Genomic DNA, 16630 nt, shown 5'->3' with positions numbered 1-16630 from the left:
CATTTCCCCTACACTTTGCAGCATGCACCGCAGCCCCATCCAACACTGCAGAGAATGCGGCGCCGCCGTCACCTACCGACTCCCCGACGACGGTGACACCAAACCCCGCGCCATCTGCACCGTCTGCCACACCGTCCACTATGAAAACCCGCTCAATGTGGTGGGCACCGTGCCGGTGTGGGGCGAGACGGGTGAATACGTGCTGCTCTGCCTGCGCAACATCGAACCGCGCCGTGGCAAATGGACCCTGCCCGCCGGCTTCATGGAACTGGGCGAAACCACGGCCGAAGGCGCGCTGCGTGAAACCGACGAAGAGGCCGGCGCGCAGATCGTGCTGGGCGAACTCTTCACGCTCATGAACGTGGCGCGTGTGGGCCAGGTCCACCTGTACTACCGCGCCCGCCTGCTCAGCGAGCACTTCAACCCCGGCTTCGAAACCATCGAGGCCCGGCTGTTCACCGAAGACCAGATCCCCTGGGACGAGATCGCGTTCCGCACCGTGCGGGAAACGCTGGAGCACTACTTTGCCGACCGCCGGCGCGGGCAGTTCGGCTTCCATGCCTTCGACATCGCCTGAGGGCTGACGGCGCTGGCGATGGAGGGCGGGTCAGGAACGCCGCTGGCGCAACGGCGCCAGCAGATCGCTCAGGCCGTTGTGGTCGATCTCGTGCATCAGTTGCAACAGGCGGCCGACATCACCCTTCGGAAAGCCCTCGCGCGCAAACCAGTTCAGGTAGTTGCCCGGCAGGTCGGCGATGGGCGTGCCCTTGTGCTTGCCGAAGGGCATCTCGGTTGTGATCAGGCGTTCCAGGTCCTCAGCCTTCATCGCTCGGCGCCTCCGCCGTCCAGCCAGGCCCGCACCGCGGTGTGAAACTGGGCGGGCTTCTGAAACATCAGCCAGTGCCCGGCGTCAAAGCCCTGCACCTGGCTGCCCGGCGTCGTGCCCAGGGCCGCGAGCCAGCGCGGTGAATGGAACATGAAAGGCTTGCGCCGACCGAAGCAGAACAGCGTGGGGATCTGCGGGCCGAACACCTTGTCCACCCGCGCCACGCCGCGCAGGCCGCCGTACGAGCCGAACCACTGCATGGCGTAGGGATAGTTCATCTGCCAGCCCATGCGCTCGGGCGGGGTGCGGCAACCGATGGTGCGCGCCATGAAGCGCGTCATGCGGTCGGCCAGGCCCGGCAGCCAGCCCCCGAGCTTCCAGGCCACAGCCAGCCAGAGCTGGTAGCCCGCGATCATCAGCTTTTCCTTGGTCTTGAGCGACTTGAGGTAGGCGCCCGAATTGGTGTCGCCAATGTCGGTACCCACCACCCGCACCACGCGCTGCGGGTTTCGTGCCGCGTACTCGTAGCCGAAGAAACAGCCCCAGTCGTGCAGCAGCAGCGTCACCGGCTCGTCCGGGCTCACCGCGTCCACCACGGCGCCCACCAGTTCGCACATCTCATGCACCGACACCGGGCGCGGCGGCTTCGAGAGGTCGAAGCCCGGCAGCGAGAAGCGCACGCAGCGGTAGCCGTCGCTCAGCGCCCGCACCGCGCCGTCCCACAGCGCCAGCGTGTCGGGCCAGCCGTGCAGCATCACCACCGTGGGGCCGTGGCCCTCGATCTGCACCGTCAGTCCCTGCACATCGAGGGTTGGGGTCATGGCTTGATGTCCGTCAAATGAAGTGGCGGCGATGGTAGCGCGCGCCAGGGCCTGGCGGTGTCTTGCACGATACTCCCCGGCCATGCACCGAACCATCTTCACCACCCCGGTGGTCAACGCCCTGCTGCGCGGCTTTTCGCTGGCTTTCCTGAAAATGACCGGCTGGACGGTCGAAGGCAGCCTGCCACCGCAGGCGACCCGGAGCGTGTTCATCGCCGCGCCCCACACCAGCAACTGGGACCTGCCCTACACCCTCATGGTGGCCTTCGCCCTGCGCCTGAACCCCTACTGGATGGGCAAGCAAAGCATCTTCAAAGCCCCGTTTGGCGGCCTGATGCGCTGGCTCGGCGGCATCCCGGTGAACCGCGCTCAGTCCAGCAACCTGGTGGCCGCTTCGGCCGACGCCATCCGCGCCGCCGACGGACCGCTGCAACTCATCGTGCCGCCCGAAGGCACGCGCAGCAAGACGCGCTACTGGAAGACCGGCTTCTACTACATCGCCCGCACAGCCCAGGTGCCCATCGTCATGGCCTACATGGACTACGCCACCAAACGCAGCGGCCTGGGCCCGCTGTTCCAGCCCACCGGCGACATCGAGGCCGACATGGCCGCGATCAAGGCGTTTTACGCGCCTTTCAAGGGCAAGAACGCGGCGCAGTTTGAAGCCGAGCCGATCGAGTGAGCCTGCAGGTCAACCCGCCTGTTCCGCGCAACGCTCCATGCGCTCACGCCGCTCCTGGCGGAAATTCGGCACCGCCAGGCGCACACCGTCCAGGTCGGTGAAAGGCGTGGTCCGGCTATTTCATTTTTGATTGGAGCTGGATCGTCTCGCCCGCCACCATGAAACGCCCGCGCCCGCGGTGGTGCAAGGTGCGCGCGTCCTTGTGCGCGGGGTCCACCCAGGCCTTCACCACCTCCAGCACAAACAGACCGTACTTCGCCACCATGCCCGTGTCCACCACGCGGCACTCGAGGCTGGCAAAACACTCCTTGATCAACGGTGCGCCCACCACTTTGGCCGGCACCGGCGTGAGCCCGAAGCGCTCGAACTTGTCCACGTTGCGGCCCGACGCGTTGCCGCAAGCCACCACCTGCTCCGCAATCTCCACCGAAGGAATGTTGATCACGCACTCGCGCGACGCCTTGAGCAAGCCATACGAATGGTTGCGCGGGCTGACCACGCAGCCCACCAGCGGCGGCTCGAACTCCAGCATCAGGTGCCACGACTGCACCATCACATCCGTCTGCCCACCGCTCGCCGTGGTCAGCAGCAGCACCGGGCCGGGTTCGAGCAGGGTGTAGGCCTTGGCGAGCGGGAACGATCTTTTGGCCATAGGTGGGCTCCCGTTGCGCAGATTCAGGATGTCGCGCCGAACGCCTCGTGGAAGAGTACCGTGCCGCGCGGCAAGGCATCGGTGAACGGCAGCACCATGAAGTACTCCGGCGGAATGTCCGGGTACACCAGCTGCGCCTCATTGCGAAAACCGAAGCGCCGGTAGTAGCCCGGTTCGCCCACCAGCATGATGCCCGCCGCGCCCTGCTCGCGCAGCGCCTGCACCGCGGCCTGCATCAGCGACGAACCGATGCCTTTTCCCTGGTGCTCAGGCAACACCGAAATCGGCCCCAGCCCATGCCAGCCCGGCGTGCCGTCGGCAATGACCACCGGCGAGGTCGCCACATGCCCCACCAGTTCGCCACCCTGCTCCGCCACCAGCGACACGCTCAGCGCACCGGCGCGGCGCAGCGCGTTGACGATGAAGGCCTCGGTGTGGCTGGTGTGGGGTGCGTTCAGGAAGGCGGCCGTGGTGAGGGTTGCGATGGCGTCTGCATCGGCGGGGGTTTCGGATCGGATCATCGTGTGGGGCCGGTCAGGGCCTTGGGGTTTTGGGCGCTGAGGAAATGGGAGTCAACAGATCAAACCGCCGAACCCAAGCGCCCAACGCCTTCCTCAATCTTCTCCACCCCCACCGTCGCAAACGAGAGGCGCAGGGTCGCGTGGTCGGGGTTCGTGGCATAGAACGGCGCGCCGGGCACAAAGGCCACGCCTTTTTCGATCGCGCGTTTGGCCAGCTCGCCACCGTCGGCCACTTTGCCGCCCGCGCCCGTGAGGCGGGCCCAGACGAACAGCCCGCCCTGCGGTTGCACGAACTCGATGGCGTCGCCCAGTTCGCGACGCAAGGCGTTGCCCATGGTGGTGGCGCGTTCGGCGTAGACGGCGCGCACCTTGGCCAGCGTGGCGGGCATGCGACCGGCTTTCAGGTACTGCGCGGCGGTGGCCTGGGCGAAGGTGCTGGTGTGGGCGTCGCTGAACTGTTTGCACATGGTGGCCTTGGCCAGCAGCTCGGCCGGGCCGACCATCCAGCCCACGCGCAGGCCGGGGCTCAGCACCTTGCTCAGCGAACCGCAGTGCACCAGCCGCTCGCGGCTGCCGGGCACGCTGGCGCTGAGCGCGAGCAGGCTGGGCGGCGGTGCTTCGCCGAAGTAGAGATCACCGTACGGATCGTCCTCCACGATCAGCGTGTTGTGTTTCACCGCCATTTCCAGTACCTGCTTGCGCCGCTCCAGGCTGAGCATGGCGCCGCTGGGGTTGCCGAAGGTGGGAATGAGGTAGACGAATTTGGGCTTGTGCTCTTCGATCAGCTTTTCCAGCTCATCGGTCTTCACGCCGTTGCCGTCCACCGGTGCGCTGATGAGCTGCGCGCCGTAGAGGCGGAAGCACTGGATGGTGGCGAGGAAGGTCGGGCCTTCGACGATGACCTTGTCGCCGGGCGACACGAGCGTCTTGCCCAGCAGGTCCAGCGCCTGCTGGCTGCCGGTGGTGACGATGAGGTCGCTGGCCGTCACGCCCTGGTTGCCCTTGCTGGTCATGAACGCAGCGAGCTGTTCGCGCAGCGGGTTGTAACCCTCGGTAGCCCCGTATTGCAGGGCGCCGCCCGGCTCTTCGGTCAGTGCGGCGTTCACGGCTTCGCGGATGCCGTCCACATCGAACATGGCGCTGTCGGGGAAGCCGCCGGCGAAACTGATGATGCCGGGCTTGCCCAGCAGCTTGAAGAGTTCACGGATGGCGGAGGTTTCGACGTTGTTGAGGCGGTCGGCAAAGGGCAGCTGAAAGGTCATGGCGTGGGGTCTCGAAGGTTCACGGAAAGAGCGCGGAAAGCGTGCTGACCGCATGTTAGCGCCCTGGCCGCTGCACCACGCGCTGGCCCGCTCCGCACTACACTGCGCGCCATGAAACCCGCGCAGATCCAGGCGTTCTTCGCCACCCTCCAGGCCGCCAACCCGCACCCGGTGACCGAGCTGGAGTACACCAGCGTGTTCGAGCTGCTGACCGCCGTGCTGCTCTCGGCCCAGGCCACGGACGTGGGCGTGAACAAGGCGACGCGCAAGCTGTTCCCGGTGGCGAACACGCCGCAGAAAATCCTGGCGCTCGGGCTGGAGGGGCTGGAGTCCTACATCAAGACCATCGGCCTGTTCCACAGCAAGGCCAAACACCTGATGCAGACCTGCCAGATGCTGGTGGAGCGCCACGGCGGCGAGGTGCCGCGCACGCGCGAAGCGCTGGAAGCCCTGCCCGGCGTGGGCCGCAAGACGGCCAACGTGGTGCTCAACGTGGCCTTCGGCCAGCCCACCATGGCGGTGGACACGCACATCTTCCGCGTCAGCAACCGCACCGGTCTGGCCCCGGGCAAGACGCCGCTGGCGGTGGAGCAGCAGCTGCTGAAACGCGTGCCGCCCGCCTACGCGGTGGACTCGCACCACTGGCTGATCCTGCTGGGGCGCTACGTGTGCCAGGCGCGCAAGCCGCTGTGCCACCAGTGCGCGGTGTCGGCGTACTGCGATTTCAAGCCGAAGACGACGGGCTAAGGCGCCATCCAGCCTCGCACCACCGGCAACGCCATCACGGCGGCGGTGGCGGCGTGCAGCGCCAACCCCACCAGCGCCCCCACCAGCGTGCCGTTGATGCGGATGAACTGCAGGTCGCGGCCGATGTGTTCTTCCAGCACGCGGCTCATGTCGTGCGCGTCCCAGGCTGCCACCCGCTGCGCCACGAAGCCGACGATGCCCTCGCGCCCGCCCTCCAGCGCGCGCAGCAGCACCTGCTGGGCCTGGGCGTTGAGCCAGGCGCGCAGGGTGGCGTCGGCCAGCAACTGCCGCCCGGCCGTCTGCACCACGCTGGCGTAACGTTCGGCCAATGCGTTGTCGGGTTGCTGCGCCTCGTTGCCCAGGCGCTGCATCACCTCGTGCCACCAGGCCTCGATCGGCTCATTCCACAACGGCTGGTTCAGCCAGGCGTCGCGCCAGGTGGCCACCCGGGCCTGCCAGTCGGCGTCGGTCTGCAGGCGCTGGATGGATTGCGCCATCCAGGCGTCGAAGCGGTGGCGCAGCTCGTGCTGCGGGTCGGCCGCCACGTCGGCCAGGGTGTGGGTGAGCGCGGCCACCAGCTTGCGCGTGGCCAGGCGCGCGGCCATCTGGTCGAGGCCCACGTACTTGAGCTGTTTGAGTTCGCCCGCGATGCGCTCGGTGAGCTGCTCCTGCACCGTGTCTTGTTCGGCCCAGTGCGCCATCTGCTGCAGCAGGCCGTCGAGCCACTGCTGGTGGTGGCCGTGCTGCGTGAGTGCCGCCAGCGCCTGCCCGCCCAGCGTGGCCACGTCCACCTGGCGCAGCAGGCGCTGCGCGAGCTGTGCCACCCACTGGCGCACCAGCGTCTGGTCCAGCGCGTTCAGCAAGGCCGGCGTGGCCTGCTGCAGCCACTGCCCCACGCGGGCGGCCGACTCGGGCTGCGCCAGCCAGCGGCCCAGCTCCTGGCCCATGTCCCAGCGCGCGAGCATGGGGCGCACGTGTTCGGCGGTGAGGAAATGCGTGCCCAGGAAGCGCGCGAGCTGGGCGCCCAGGCGGTCTTTGTTGGCCACGATGATGGCGGTGTGCGGGATCGGCAGGCCCAGCGGGTGGCGGAACAAGGCCACCACGGCGAACCAGTCGGCCAGCGCGCCGACCACCGCCGCGCCGGCGGCGGCGGCCACATAACCCCAGGCGGGGTGGCGCGGGGTGAGCAGCGTGGCCCCGACGTACACCGCCGCCGCGAGCAGCAGCAGGCCGAGCGCCAGCGCCTTCATGCGGGCGAGGCTGGCTCGAGGGTTTGACAATGGGGCGTCCATGGGCACAGTGTGCCCTGATCAGAGGTCCATGCAGCAGTGGCCGCCGGGCTCGGGGGCTTCGCGCGGCCACTGCGCCACGTCGGTGATCGGTCCGCGCCCCTGCGCAGCCACGAACTGCACCGCGCGGATCACGCCCGCGTGGGTGACCCACACCGCCTCGCTGGCCCCGCTCTCGCGCAGCCCGAGCAGCGCATCGGCTACGCGCTCAATCACCTGCTGCGTGCTCTCGGCGCCGCCGAAGCGGTGGTGGGCGAAGTCGGCCATCCAGGTGTCGAAGGCGGCGCGGGGCACGGCGTCCCAGCGCTGCAGCTCCCAGTGGCCGAAGTCCATCTCGTTCAGGCGCACGTCGGTGAGCAGCGGGCGCAGGTCGGGCCGCAGCGCCCGCAGCACGTAGGCCAGCTGCTGCGCGCGCCCCAGGCCCGACACCCAGACCGGCAAGCCCTGCGGCAGCAGCGCGGCGGCGGCTTCGGCGGCGGCCTGCGTGAGCGCGGCGTCGGCCGGCACATCGCTCGCGCCGTAGCACAGCCCGGCGTCGAGCGTGACGCGGGCGTGGCGCAGCAGCCAGAGTTTCACGGCGCGACGGCGGGCAATGAAAAGGCCAGCGCCAGGTAAAACAGCAGTTCGCTCAGCTGCTGCGTGGCGCCCAGGCCATCGCCGGTGAAGCCCTGCAGGCGGCGGCGCAGCAGGTGCCACATCCATGCCAGGCCGATCAGTGCACCCAGCACGGCCTGCGCCCAGCGCACGGTGGGCATCAGCGCCAGCACCAGCGCCATCGCCAGCCCCCACCAGACCAGCCCCACCACGAGGCCGCCGACGCCGATGCTCTCGGCCAGCGGCTTCGATTTGGACAAGGGCGTGTCGCCCACATGGGGCAGCGTGTGGATGATGAACAGCGGCATGAGCCGGGAGGTCACGTGCCCGGACAGCAGCGCCAGCGCCGCCACCGCCGCGCCCCCGCTCTGCGCGATCAGGGCCAGCAGCGCGACCTTGCCCAAGAGCGCCAGCACCAGCGCGATGGCGCCGTAGGAGCCGATGCGCGAGTCCTTCATGATGTCCAGCGCGCGTTCGCGGCTCACCGCGCCGCCCAGGCCGTCGGCCGTGTCGGCCAGGCCGTCTTCGTGGAATCCGCCGGTCAGCATCACGCTGAACACGGTGCTGAGCAGCGCCGCGACCCAGGGCGCCGCCGGCTGCGCGGGCAGCAACCACCACACGCCCGCGAACACCGCCGCCGTGGGCACGCCGACGACCCAGCCCACGCCGGGGAAGTGCGCGGCGCTGGCGCGCAGCATGGCCGGGCTGAAGCCCACCCAGGCCGCCAGCCGGCCCGTCACCGGGACGCGGGTGAAGAACTGGAGGGCGATGAAAAAGTGCCGAAGGGGCATGAACACCCCCCCGCGCCGCTGCGCGTCTTCCCCCACGGGAGACGCAGCAGGTGGCCCGGCGGAGCCGGTTCCACGACCGCCGGGCTCGAAGTCACCGCTGTCCACGGCCTCGGCCTCAGACCGGGGCAGAGCCAACGACCGGCGCCTCGTCCTGCCGCGACACCCCCGCCGACTCAAAACTCGCCATCTCGCGCAGGATCGCGCAAGCCGACACCAGCAGTGGCCAGGCCATGGCGGCGCCCGAGCCTTCGCCCAGGCGCAGGCCCAGGTCGAGCAGCGGTTCCACCTTCAGGTGCGCGAGCATCAGCGCGTGGCCGCGTTCGCCCGAGCGGTGCGCGAACACGCAGCGCTGCAGCACGGCGGGCTGCAGGGTCGCGGCCACCAGCACGGCCGAGCTGGCGATGAACCCGTCCACCACGATCACGCGCCGCTCGGCGGCGGCCTGCAGCACCGCGCCCACCATGGTGGCGATCTCGAAACCACCGAAGGCGGCGAGCGCGTCCAGCGGGTCGCGGGCCTCGGCATGGAGCGCCAGCACCTGGCGCAAGATGCCGATCTTGCGCTGCACGGCCTCGGCGTCGAGCCCGGTGCCGGCACCGGTGCAATCGGCCACCGACAGCCCGGCCAGCCGCGCGAGCAGCATGGACGCGGCCGAGGTGTTGCCGATGCCCATCTCGCCCAGCAACAGCGCGTTGCCCGGCAGCGCCTTCACCAGCGCGGCGCCGTTGGCCAGCGCGGCGTCGCGCTGCGCGGCGCTCATGGCCTGGCCTTCGAGCGAATCCGCCGTGCCGGGCGCGACCTTGTGGACCACGAGGCCGGCCCTTGGAGCGAAGTCATGGCGCACGCCGCAGTCCACCACCGTGAGGCCAATGCCGTGCTGGCGCGCGAGCACGCTCACCGCGGCGCCGCCGGCGAGGAAGTTCTCGACCATCTGCCAGGTCACGTCGCTCGGGTAGGCCGAGACGCCGCGCGCAGCCAGGCCGTGGTCGCCGGCGAACACGACCAGCTGCGGGTCTTTCAGCTCGGGCGATTCGCTGCCCAGCACCAGGCCGATGCGCTGCGCCAATGCCTCGATGCGGCCGAGCGAACCCAGCGGCTTGGTCTTGTTGTCCAGCAGGTGTTGCAGGCGCGCGGCCAGCACGGGCTGGGCGATGTCTTGAAGGGTGGGGATGGTAAAGCTCATGGGTCAGTCCGGTTGGATGAGGGATTCCAGCACGCCGGGTTCGACGTGTTGTTCGATGAAATCGGCGAGCCCGTCGAACACGCTGTCGAGCGTGGGCGCGCTGGCGCCGAACAGCGCGTGCAGCACGCGCGGATCTTCAAACAGGCCGTGCAGGTAGACGCCCAGCACGTTGCCGGCGGCGTTCTGCCAGCCCAGGCCGTCGGGCAGCACGGCGCGCGCCAGGTCGCCCTTGGCGGCCATGGCGGGGTGCTGGGCGACCATTTCCGAGGTTCTGCCGTGGTGAATTTCGTAGCCCTGGGCCTGCACGCCCGACAGCGCCGCCCAGAGACCGGCCAGCGCGGTGAACCGCGTCTGGGTGCGGCGCACGGTCTTGTCCGGTTCGAACGCGGTCACCAGCGGCAGCAGGCCGAGGCCGGGCGCGTTGCCGTCGATGCCATGGGCATCGACCAGCGCCTCGCCCAGCATCTGCAGGCCGCCGCAGATGCCGAGCACCACCCCGCCCTGCGCCGCGTGTTGTGCCACCGCCTGGTCCAGCCCCTGCGCGCGCAGCCAGGCCAGATCCGCCGCCGTGGCCTTGGAGCCGGGCAGCACGATCCAGTCGGCGCCCGCGCAGTCGGCCGGGCTGCGCGCCCAGACCAGGCGCACGCCGGGCACGTTCTTCAACGGCTGGAACTCGTCGAGGTTGCTGATGCGCGGGTAGGCGATGACGGCGATCGTTGTCTGCACCGCGCCGGAAGCGAGCGTGCGGTCATCGAAAACCCCATCCTCCTCGGGCAGGCCGTGTTGCCACCACATCGGCAGCGTCGCCACGGTGGGCACGCCGGTCAGCTCCTGCAGCATCTGCGGGCCGGGTGCGAGCAGTGTGGCGTCGCCGCGGAACTTGTTGAGCACGAAGCCCTTGATGAGTGAGCGCTCGTCCTCGGGCAGCAGCGCCCAGGTGCCGTAGAGGTGGGCAAAGGCGCCGCCCCGGTCGATGTCGGTCACGAGCAGGCAGCGCGCCTGCGCGTGGCGGGCGATGCGCATGTTGACGATGTCGCTGCTGTGCAGGTTGATCTCGGCCGGCGAGCCCGCGCCTTCGATCACCACCACGTCGTTTTCGGCGCGCAACGCGTCCAGCGCGGTCGTGATCGCCGGCCAGACTTTCTCGCTGCGGCCGCGCCACGGCAGGGCGGAGAGTTCTTCACTCACCTGCCCCATCAGCACCACCTGGCTGCGCGTGTCGGCCTCGGGTTTGAGCAGCAGCGGGTTCATGCGAACGTCGGGCTCGGCGTTGGCGGCGAGTGCCTGGAAATACTGGGCTGAACCGATCTCGCCTCCGCGCACCCACTCGTCGCCGTCTGCGGCACGATGCGCCGCCGGGCCGCCCCAAGGCGCATCAGCCCCCTCGGGGGGCAGCGACCCGCGCGAGCGGTGGAGCGTGGGGGCAACGACGCGGGCGTTGTTGCTCATGTTCTGCGCCTTGAACGGCGCGACACGCAGGCCAAGCCGAGCGTAATGGCGGCACAGGGCCGTGGTCAGCCAGCTCTTGCCGGCACCACTGGTGGTGCCGAGCACCATCACACAGATGGCGGTCATGGGAATGTCTCCTCTTTTGGCTGCAAGGCCGCCGCCAGCGCCGCCTGCGCAGCGGGCGGCAACACGCCGAGGCGCCAGTGGCCCGGCAGGCCCAGCGAACCGGTGTCGCGCAGCTTGATGCCTTGCGCGCGCAGCGACGGCACGTCCAGCGCGTGCGGCGCCCGGGCGCAGAAATAGTTCGCCTCGCTCGGCAGGCAGGCCCAGCCGAGTTCACCGAGCAGCGCGATCTGGGCCGTTTTCCAGCCGATCAGCTGCTCGCGGCTCTGCGCCAGCCAGCGCTGCGCGTCGGCCTGCACCCAGGCCCGGAGCATCGCCACCGCGTGGGCACCGAGTGGCCACGAGGGTGCCATCTGCTCCAGCGAGCGGGCCAGCGTCAGACCATGCAGGGGCGCGATGGCGTAGGCGCCGCGCACCCCCGTCAGACCCAGCGCCTTGTTGGGCGTCCAGAGTTGCCAGACGCGGTCCAGCGCGCCGGCGCCCAGGCTGCAGCGCCCGCTCAGGCGCAGCGGCTCGTAGGCCCGGTCCAGCACCACCACGCCGCCCTGCTCCGCCACGGCGTTCACCATGGGCTCGGCCTTGCCCAGCGGACTGGCGGGCTCGCAGAGCCAGAGCAGGTCGGCCTGGGCGGGCTGGTTCTCGCGCTGCAGTCCCCAGGCCTTCGCGGCCTGCGCGTAGTCGCCGTAAGCCAGCGCGGGCAGCCAGACCCGCTGACCACCCGAGCGCGCCACCGCCGCCGTGATGCGCGCGATGAACTCGCTGGCGCTGCCCGCGACCACGATGCGCTCGACCGCCACGCCGTGGAACGCGGCCAGGGCGTGCCGCAGGGCGGTGTAACCGGGGTCTGGGTAGTGCTGCGGATCGGCCCGCTGCACGGCACTCAGCGCCATGGGGCACGGCCCGACGGCGTTGGCGTTGGTGGAGAAGTCCCAGCGGGGCACGCCCAGGGCATCGGGGCCGCCGTGAACGCCGCTCATGCGAACGCCCCTCCGAGGGTGCCGAGCATCGCCGCACCGGCCAGCAGCGCCAGCGCGCCCACCACCCGGCCGGCCAGTTGCAGGGCACGCGCGGTGTCGGCCGCATGCGGGCGGCGCCCGGCCGGGTGCAGGGTGTACACGCCGGGTTTGGCCAGGCTCACGTCCAGCGCCAGCGCCATGGCGGCCATGGGCCAGCCGCTGTTGGGCGAGGGCGTGAGGCCGGCCTGCGTCGGCAGCTGGCGCCAGCGGCTGGCCGCGCCCAGCCCGCCGAGCAACGCGGCCGTGAGGCGTGCGGGCAGCCAGGACAGCCCGTCGTCGGCCCGCGCGGCCCACTTGCCGGCCCAGGTCCAGTCGCGGCCCTGGCGCTCGCCCCGGTAGCCCCACATGGCGTCGGCCGTGTTGGCGAAGCGGTAGAGCGCGGCGCCCGGCAAGCCGGCCACGGCGAACCAGAACAGCGGCGCGACCACCGAGTCGTTGAGGTTCTCGGCCAGGGTTTCGATGGCGCTCTCGCGCACCTGGGCCGCGTCCAGCGCACTCACGTCGCGGCTCACCAGCCAGGCCAGGCGTGCGCGCCCGGCCGGCAACGATTCGCCCAGCGCCGCCTCCACCGCCCGCACCTCGTCGCGCAACATGCGCCAGGCGAGCAGCGGCTTGAGCAGCACGCCCAGCACCAGCGCCTGCAGCCACCCCGGCCCGGCGTCCAGCGCGCGGACCAGCGCCCAGCCGGCCAGCACCACCAGCGCGGCCCCCAGCAGCCAGGCCAGCGCGCCACGCGCGAACACGCGCCAGCGATCCGCGGTCGGCGTGGGCACCGGGGTGGCGATGCGCTCACCGGCCCAGCCGAGGTAGCGCCCCATCCCCACCACCGGGTGCCAGCGCGCCGCCGGCTCGCCCCACAGGCGGTCCACCCCCAGCGCCACCAGCACCGCGAGGGCGCCGATGGCCACCGGCGACAGCGCCTGCGGGTCGGTCATGGCGTGGCGCCTTGCAACGCGGCGGTGTCGGCCAGGGCCAGCCGCCCGGCCGCGGCCGCGTGCAGCGCCGCCAGCAACTGGTCCACGTCGTCGGCCTGGTGCGCGGCCGACAGGGCGATGCGCAGGCGGGCCGTGCGCTCCGGCACGGTGGGCGGGCGGATGGCGGGCACCCACAGGCCCTGCGCACGCAGGCGCGCCATCACGTCCAGCGCGGCAGCGTTGTCACCGATCACCAGCGGCTGGATGGCGGTGTCCGAGTGCATCAGCGTCCAGCCCGCGGCGTCGATGGCCGGGTGGGCGCCCGGCGCCAGGCCGGCGCGCAGCTGCGCGATCAGCGCGGCCAGGTGCTGGCGCCGGCGCTCGCCCTCGGCGCCGAGCACACAGCGCAGGCCGGCGCGCACGGCCTCGGCCAGCAGGGCCGGCGCGGCGGTGGCGTAGGTGTAGCTGCGGGTTTTCTGCAGCAGCCACTCGACCAGCCGATCGGGCCCGGCCACGAAGGCGCCCGCCACGCCCAGGGCCTTGCCCAGCGTGGCCATGTAGAGCACGCGCGGCGAGGCGCCCGCGCCGGTGAGGCCGGCGGCGGCCAGCGCGCCACGGCCCTGCGGCCCCAGCACGCCGAAGCCGTGCGCGTCGTCCAGCAGCAGCAGCGCGTCGTGCCGCTCGCACAGTGCGTGCAGGCCGGCGATGTCGGCCACGTCGCCGTCCATGCTGAACACCGCGTCGCTGATCACCAGCTTGCGGCGCGCCGGGCTGGCGGCCAGCAGCGCGTCGAGCCGGGTCAGGTCGCCGTGGGGGAAGCGGTGCACCGTGGCCTTGGACAGGCGGGCACCGTCGATCAGGCAGGCGTGGTTCAACGCGTCGGAGAACAGCGCGTCGCCCTCGCCCACCAGCGCCGGCACGATGCTCGCGTTGGTGGCGTAGCCGGCGTAGAAATACAGCGCGCGCGGCAGGCCCACGGCCTCGGCCAGCTCGCGCTCCAGCGCGGCGTTGGCCACGCTGTGGCCGCTGACCATGGGCGAGGCGCCGGAGCCCACGCCGTAGCGGTCCACCGCGGCGTGCACCGCCTGGCGCAGCAGCGGGTCTTGCGCGAGGCCCAGGTAGTCGTTGCTGCAGAAGGCCAGCAGCGACACGCCGTCCACGTTGAGACGGGCACCCGGCTCGGGCGTGACCGCGCGGCGCACGCGGCGCAGCGACTGCGCGTCCAGCGCGGCGAGTCGGTCGTCAAATTCGTTCAGCCAGCTCATGGCCATCCTTTCAACGCCATGTTTCAGGCAGTTCCAGTTGCACAGCGCGCGCGTCCGGCACCGGCTGCCAGGGCACGACGCCCAGCAACGGCGCGCCCAGGCGCTGGCGCAGCGTGTCCATGTTCTCGTCGCGGCAGGCCATGTCCGGGTCCACGGCGTTGGCCACCCAGCCGGCCAGCCGCAGGCCGTCGGCGCGGATGGCTTCGGCCGTCAGCAGCGCGTGGTTCAGGCAACCCAGCCGCAGGCCCACCACCAGCACCACCGGCAGGGCCAGCGCCACCGCCAGGTCGGCCAGGGTCTCGTCGTCGTTGAGCGGCACGCGCCAGCCGCCCGAGCCTTCGACCAGCACCACGTCGGCCAGGCCGCGCAGCCCGCGGTGCGCCGCCACCAGCTCGGCCACGCCCACGCACCGGCCCGCGCGCGCGGCCGCCAGGTGGGGCGAGAGCGGCTCGGGCAGCGCCACCGGGTTGTCCAGCGCGGGTGGCACGGCCACGGTGGACGCGGCGCGCAAGGCCAGCGCGTCCTCCGCCACCCACACGCCGCCCTGCTGCACCAGGCCGGCCGCCACCGGCTTCATGCCGACGACGCGGGCGTGGTGGCGCGCCAGCGCGTGCAGCAGCGCGGCGCTCACCAGGGTCTTGCCCACGCCGGTGTCGGTGCCGGTGACGAAGCAGCCGTCAAACGCCATCGGGCACCCCGCTCACCGGCGCCGGGCTGGTTTCTTCGGCCAGCGTGGCCTGCAGCGCGGCCAGCGCGCCCCGGGCCAGCAGCTCGCCCTCGGCCTCGTCGATCACATAGGGCGGCATGGCATAGAGCGTGTGGCCGATGGGGCGCAGCAGCAGCCCCTGCGCCAGTGCGTGGCGGGCGAAGCGGCGGCCGAAGTCGGGCAGGCTGCTGACCACGTCCCACGCGAAGACCATGCCCTGGCGCCGCGCGTGGCGCACACGCGGGTGGCTGGAGATCGGCGCGAACTGCGCGGCCAGCCGCTCGCTGGTGCCCAGGTTCTGGCGCAGCGCGTCGGTCTGCTCGAACAGGTCCAGCGTGGCCAGCGCGGCGCGGCAGGCCAGCGGGTTGCCGGTGTAGCTGTGCGAATGCAGGAAGCCGCGCGCCACCTCGTCGTCGTAGAACGCGGCGTACACCGCGTCGGTGGTGAGCACCACCGACAGCGGCAGCGTGCCACCGGTCAGGCCCTTGGAGAGGCAGAGAAAGTCGGGGCGGATGCCCGCCTGCTCGTGCGCAAACAGGGTGCCGGTGCGGCCGAAGCCGACCGCGATTTCGTCGAGCACCAGGTGCACCTGGTGCTGGTCGCAGAGTTCACGCGCGCGCCGCAGGTACACGGGGTGGTGCATGGCCATGCCGGCGGCGCACTGGATCAGCGGCTCGATGATCACGGCGGCGGTTTCGTGCGCGTGGGCGGCCAGCCACTCGCCCAGGGCGGCGGCGGCCCGCTCGGCCACCTCGGCCGGGGTTTCACCGGGCGCGGCCTGCCGGGCGTCGGGGCTGGGCACGGTGGTGGCCAGGCGCACCAGCGGCGCATAGGCCTCGCGGAACAGCGCAATGTCGGTCACCGCCAGCGCGCCCACGGTCTCGCCGTGGTAGCCCCCGGCCACACCGACAAAACGGCTCTTCTTGGCCCGCCCCGCGTTGCGCCAGTGGTGGGCGCTCATCTTCAGCGCGATCTCGGTGGCGCTGGCGCCGTCGCTGCCGTAGAAGGCGTGGCCCAGGCCGGTGAGCGCGGCCAGGCGCTCGGAGAGTTCCACCACCGGCCCGTGGGTGAAGCCGGCCAGCATCACGTGGTCCAGCGTGTGCAGCTGGTCGATCAGCGCGGCGCGGATCGCGGGGTGGTTGTGGCCGAACAGGTTGACCCACCAGGAGCTGATCGCGTCGAGGTAGCGATGGCCTTCGTGGTCGTGCAGCCACACGCCTTCGGCCCGTGCCACCGGAATCAGCGGCAACGCCGCACCCTCGGGCGCGTGCAACTTCATCTGCGTGCAGGGGTGCCACACGGCGGCCAGGCTGCGCTGGCGCCAGGCGGCGTTGGTGGACACCGGCAGCATCAGTGGTCCGCGCCCAGGGGGGCAATGACCGGGTCGCCGGCCTGCGGCCCGGCGGGCTCGCTGCGGGTCTCGACGATGCGGTTGGCGGCGTCGGGGAACACCAGCTTCGGCACGGCCTCGTCGAGCTGGTCTTCATGGACCATGCCGAAGGCCGCGATGATCACCAGGTCGCCCACGCTGGCGCGCCGGGCGGCCGAACCGTTGAGCGAGATGATGCCGCTGCCGCGCGGCGACTTGATGGCGTAGGTGATGAAACGTTCGCCGTTGTTGACGTTCCAGATGTGGATCTGTTCGTTGGGGCGGATGTTGCTCGCCTCCAGCAGGTTCTCGTCGATGCCGCAGGAGCCTTCGTAGTGCAGCTCGCAGTGGGTGACGGTGGCGCGGTGGATTTTGGATTTCAGCAGGGTGCGGAACATGGGGGATCTCCTGGGAATGAGG

The 16630-nt window shown here is 71.0% G+C and carries 19 protein-coding genes; 3 read left to right on the top strand and 16 right to left on the bottom strand.

The genetic code is table 11. The features are described from left to right. Window positions 1–22: 22 nt before the first annotated feature. Complete coding sequence (locus tag AC23D4_RS03230) at window positions 23–577, top strand: NUDIX hydrolase (RefSeq protein ID WP_472887161.1); 555 nt, start codon at window positions 23–25, stop codon at window positions 575–577. Window positions 578–607: 30 nt separating this feature from the next. Here the strand turns inward: AC23D4_RS03230 and AC23D4_RS03225 are convergent, their stop codons facing one another. Together AC23D4_RS03225 and AC23D4_RS03220 are read right to left on the bottom strand one after the other, a co-directional pair. Beyond that, entirely contained in the window at window positions 608–826 is a 219-nt protein-coding gene (locus tag AC23D4_RS03225) for a DUF3820 family protein (protein WP_472887162.1), read from the bottom strand. Beyond that, on the bottom strand, window positions 823–1647 hold the full coding sequence (locus AC23D4_RS03220; protein ID WP_472887163.1) for an alpha/beta fold hydrolase: 825 nt from the start codon (window positions 1645–1647) through the stop codon (window positions 823–825). Before AC23D4_RS03220 ends, AC23D4_RS03225 begins: the two co-directional genes overlap by 4 nt. 82 nt (window positions 1648–1729) lie before the next feature. On the opposite strand from AC23D4_RS03220, the gene AC23D4_RS03215 reads away from it, so the two are divergent. After that, a complete protein-coding gene (locus AC23D4_RS03215) occupies window positions 1730–2329 on the top strand; it encodes a lysophospholipid acyltransferase family protein (RefSeq protein WP_472887164.1) in 600 nt (199 codons plus the stop codon). A 115-nt stretch (window positions 2330–2444) separates the two neighbouring features. Here AC23D4_RS03215 and AC23D4_RS03210 read toward each other — a convergent pair whose 3' ends face one another. From AC23D4_RS03210 to AC23D4_RS03200, 3 genes are read right to left on the bottom strand one after another with little or no spacing between them, the layout of a single operon-like run. Next, complete coding sequence (locus AC23D4_RS03210; protein ID WP_472887165.1) at window positions 2445–2981, bottom strand: flavin reductase family protein; 537 nt, start codon at window positions 2979–2981, stop codon at window positions 2445–2447. Between the two features lie 23 nt (window positions 2982–3004). After that, window positions 3005–3502 carry a GNAT family N-acetyltransferase gene (locus tag AC23D4_RS03205; RefSeq protein WP_472887166.1) on the bottom strand — a complete coding sequence of 166 codons (498 nt, stop codon included), beginning with the start codon at window positions 3500–3502 and terminating at the stop codon, window positions 3005–3007. Between the two features lie 59 nt (window positions 3503–3561). Next, window positions 3562–4752 carry an aminotransferase-like domain-containing protein gene (locus tag AC23D4_RS03200; RefSeq protein WP_472887372.1) on the bottom strand — a complete coding sequence of 397 codons (1191 nt, stop codon included), beginning with the start codon at window positions 4750–4752 and terminating at the stop codon, window positions 3562–3564. 123 nt (window positions 4753–4875) lie between these two features. Between AC23D4_RS03200 and nth the strand changes: the two genes are divergently transcribed. Further along, window positions 4876–5511 (top strand): endonuclease III, encoded by a 636-nt coding sequence (gene nth / locus AC23D4_RS03195; RefSeq protein WP_472887167.1) that lies wholly within the window; start codon window positions 4876–4878, stop codon window positions 5509–5511. On the opposite strand, the gene AC23D4_RS03190 is transcribed toward nth, so the two are convergent. The 11 genes from AC23D4_RS03190 to panD form a co-directional block, all read right to left on the bottom strand. Continuing rightward, a complete protein-coding gene (locus AC23D4_RS03190; RefSeq protein ID WP_487623689.1) occupies window positions 5508–6791 on the bottom strand; it encodes a DUF445 domain-containing protein in 1284 nt (427 codons plus the stop codon). The genes nth and AC23D4_RS03190 overlap by 4 nt on opposite strands. Window positions 6792–6821: 30 nt before the next feature. After that, on the bottom strand, window positions 6822–7376 hold the full coding sequence (locus tag AC23D4_RS03185; protein WP_472887169.1) for a histidine phosphatase family protein: 555 nt from the start codon (window positions 7374–7376) through the stop codon (window positions 6822–6824). Next, complete coding sequence (locus AC23D4_RS03180; protein WP_472887170.1) at window positions 7373–8185, bottom strand: adenosylcobinamide-GDP ribazoletransferase; 813 nt, start codon at window positions 8183–8185, stop codon at window positions 7373–7375. Before AC23D4_RS03180 ends, AC23D4_RS03185 begins: the two co-directional genes overlap by 4 nt. A gap of 115 nt (window positions 8186–8300) precedes the next feature. Next, window positions 8301–9368, bottom strand: a complete 1068-nt coding sequence (gene cobT, locus AC23D4_RS03175; RefSeq protein WP_472887171.1) for a nicotinate-nucleotide--dimethylbenzimidazole phosphoribosyltransferase — start codon at window positions 9366–9368, stop codon at window positions 8301–8303. Window positions 9369–9371: 3 nt separating this feature from the next. Continuing rightward, window positions 9372–10943: a cobyric acid synthase gene (locus AC23D4_RS03170; RefSeq protein ID WP_472887172.1), complete on the bottom strand. Its 1572-nt coding sequence runs from the start codon at window positions 10941–10943 to the stop codon at window positions 9372–9374. Continuing rightward, entirely contained in the window at window positions 10940–11917 is a 978-nt protein-coding gene (locus AC23D4_RS03165; protein ID WP_472887173.1) for an aminotransferase class I/II-fold pyridoxal phosphate-dependent enzyme, read from the bottom strand. Before AC23D4_RS03165 ends, AC23D4_RS03170 begins: the two co-directional genes overlap by 4 nt. Next, on the bottom strand, window positions 11914–12891 hold the full coding sequence (cbiB, locus tag AC23D4_RS03160) for an adenosylcobinamide-phosphate synthase CbiB (protein WP_472887174.1): 978 nt from the start codon (window positions 12889–12891) through the stop codon (window positions 11914–11916). Before cbiB ends, AC23D4_RS03165 begins: the two co-directional genes overlap by 4 nt. After that, on the bottom strand, window positions 12888–14141 hold the full coding sequence (locus AC23D4_RS03155; protein WP_472887175.1) for an aminotransferase class I/II-fold pyridoxal phosphate-dependent enzyme: 1254 nt from the start codon (window positions 14139–14141) through the stop codon (window positions 12888–12890). Before AC23D4_RS03155 ends, cbiB begins: the two co-directional genes overlap by 4 nt. 4 nt (window positions 14142–14145) lie before the next feature. Next, window positions 14146–14823, bottom strand: a complete 678-nt coding sequence (gene bioD, locus AC23D4_RS03150) for a dethiobiotin synthase (protein WP_472887176.1) — start codon at window positions 14821–14823, stop codon at window positions 14146–14148. Next, entirely contained in the window at window positions 14813–16192 is a 1380-nt protein-coding gene (gene bioA, locus AC23D4_RS03145) for an adenosylmethionine--8-amino-7-oxononanoate transaminase (RefSeq protein ID WP_472887177.1), read from the bottom strand. The genes bioD and bioA overlap by 11 nt, the downstream gene beginning before the upstream one ends. Further along, window positions 16192–16608 (bottom strand): aspartate 1-decarboxylase, encoded by a 417-nt coding sequence (panD, locus tag AC23D4_RS03140; RefSeq protein ID WP_472887178.1) that lies wholly within the window; start codon window positions 16606–16608, stop codon window positions 16192–16194. The genes bioA and panD overlap by 1 nt, the downstream gene beginning before the upstream one ends. Between the last annotated feature and the right edge of the window lie 22 nt (window positions 16609–16630).

Source organism: Hydrogenophaga sp. L76 (genome assembly GCF_057654755.1).
Note: the sequence above shows the minus strand (reverse complement) of the source record. Positions and strands in the feature narration are given on the sequence as shown.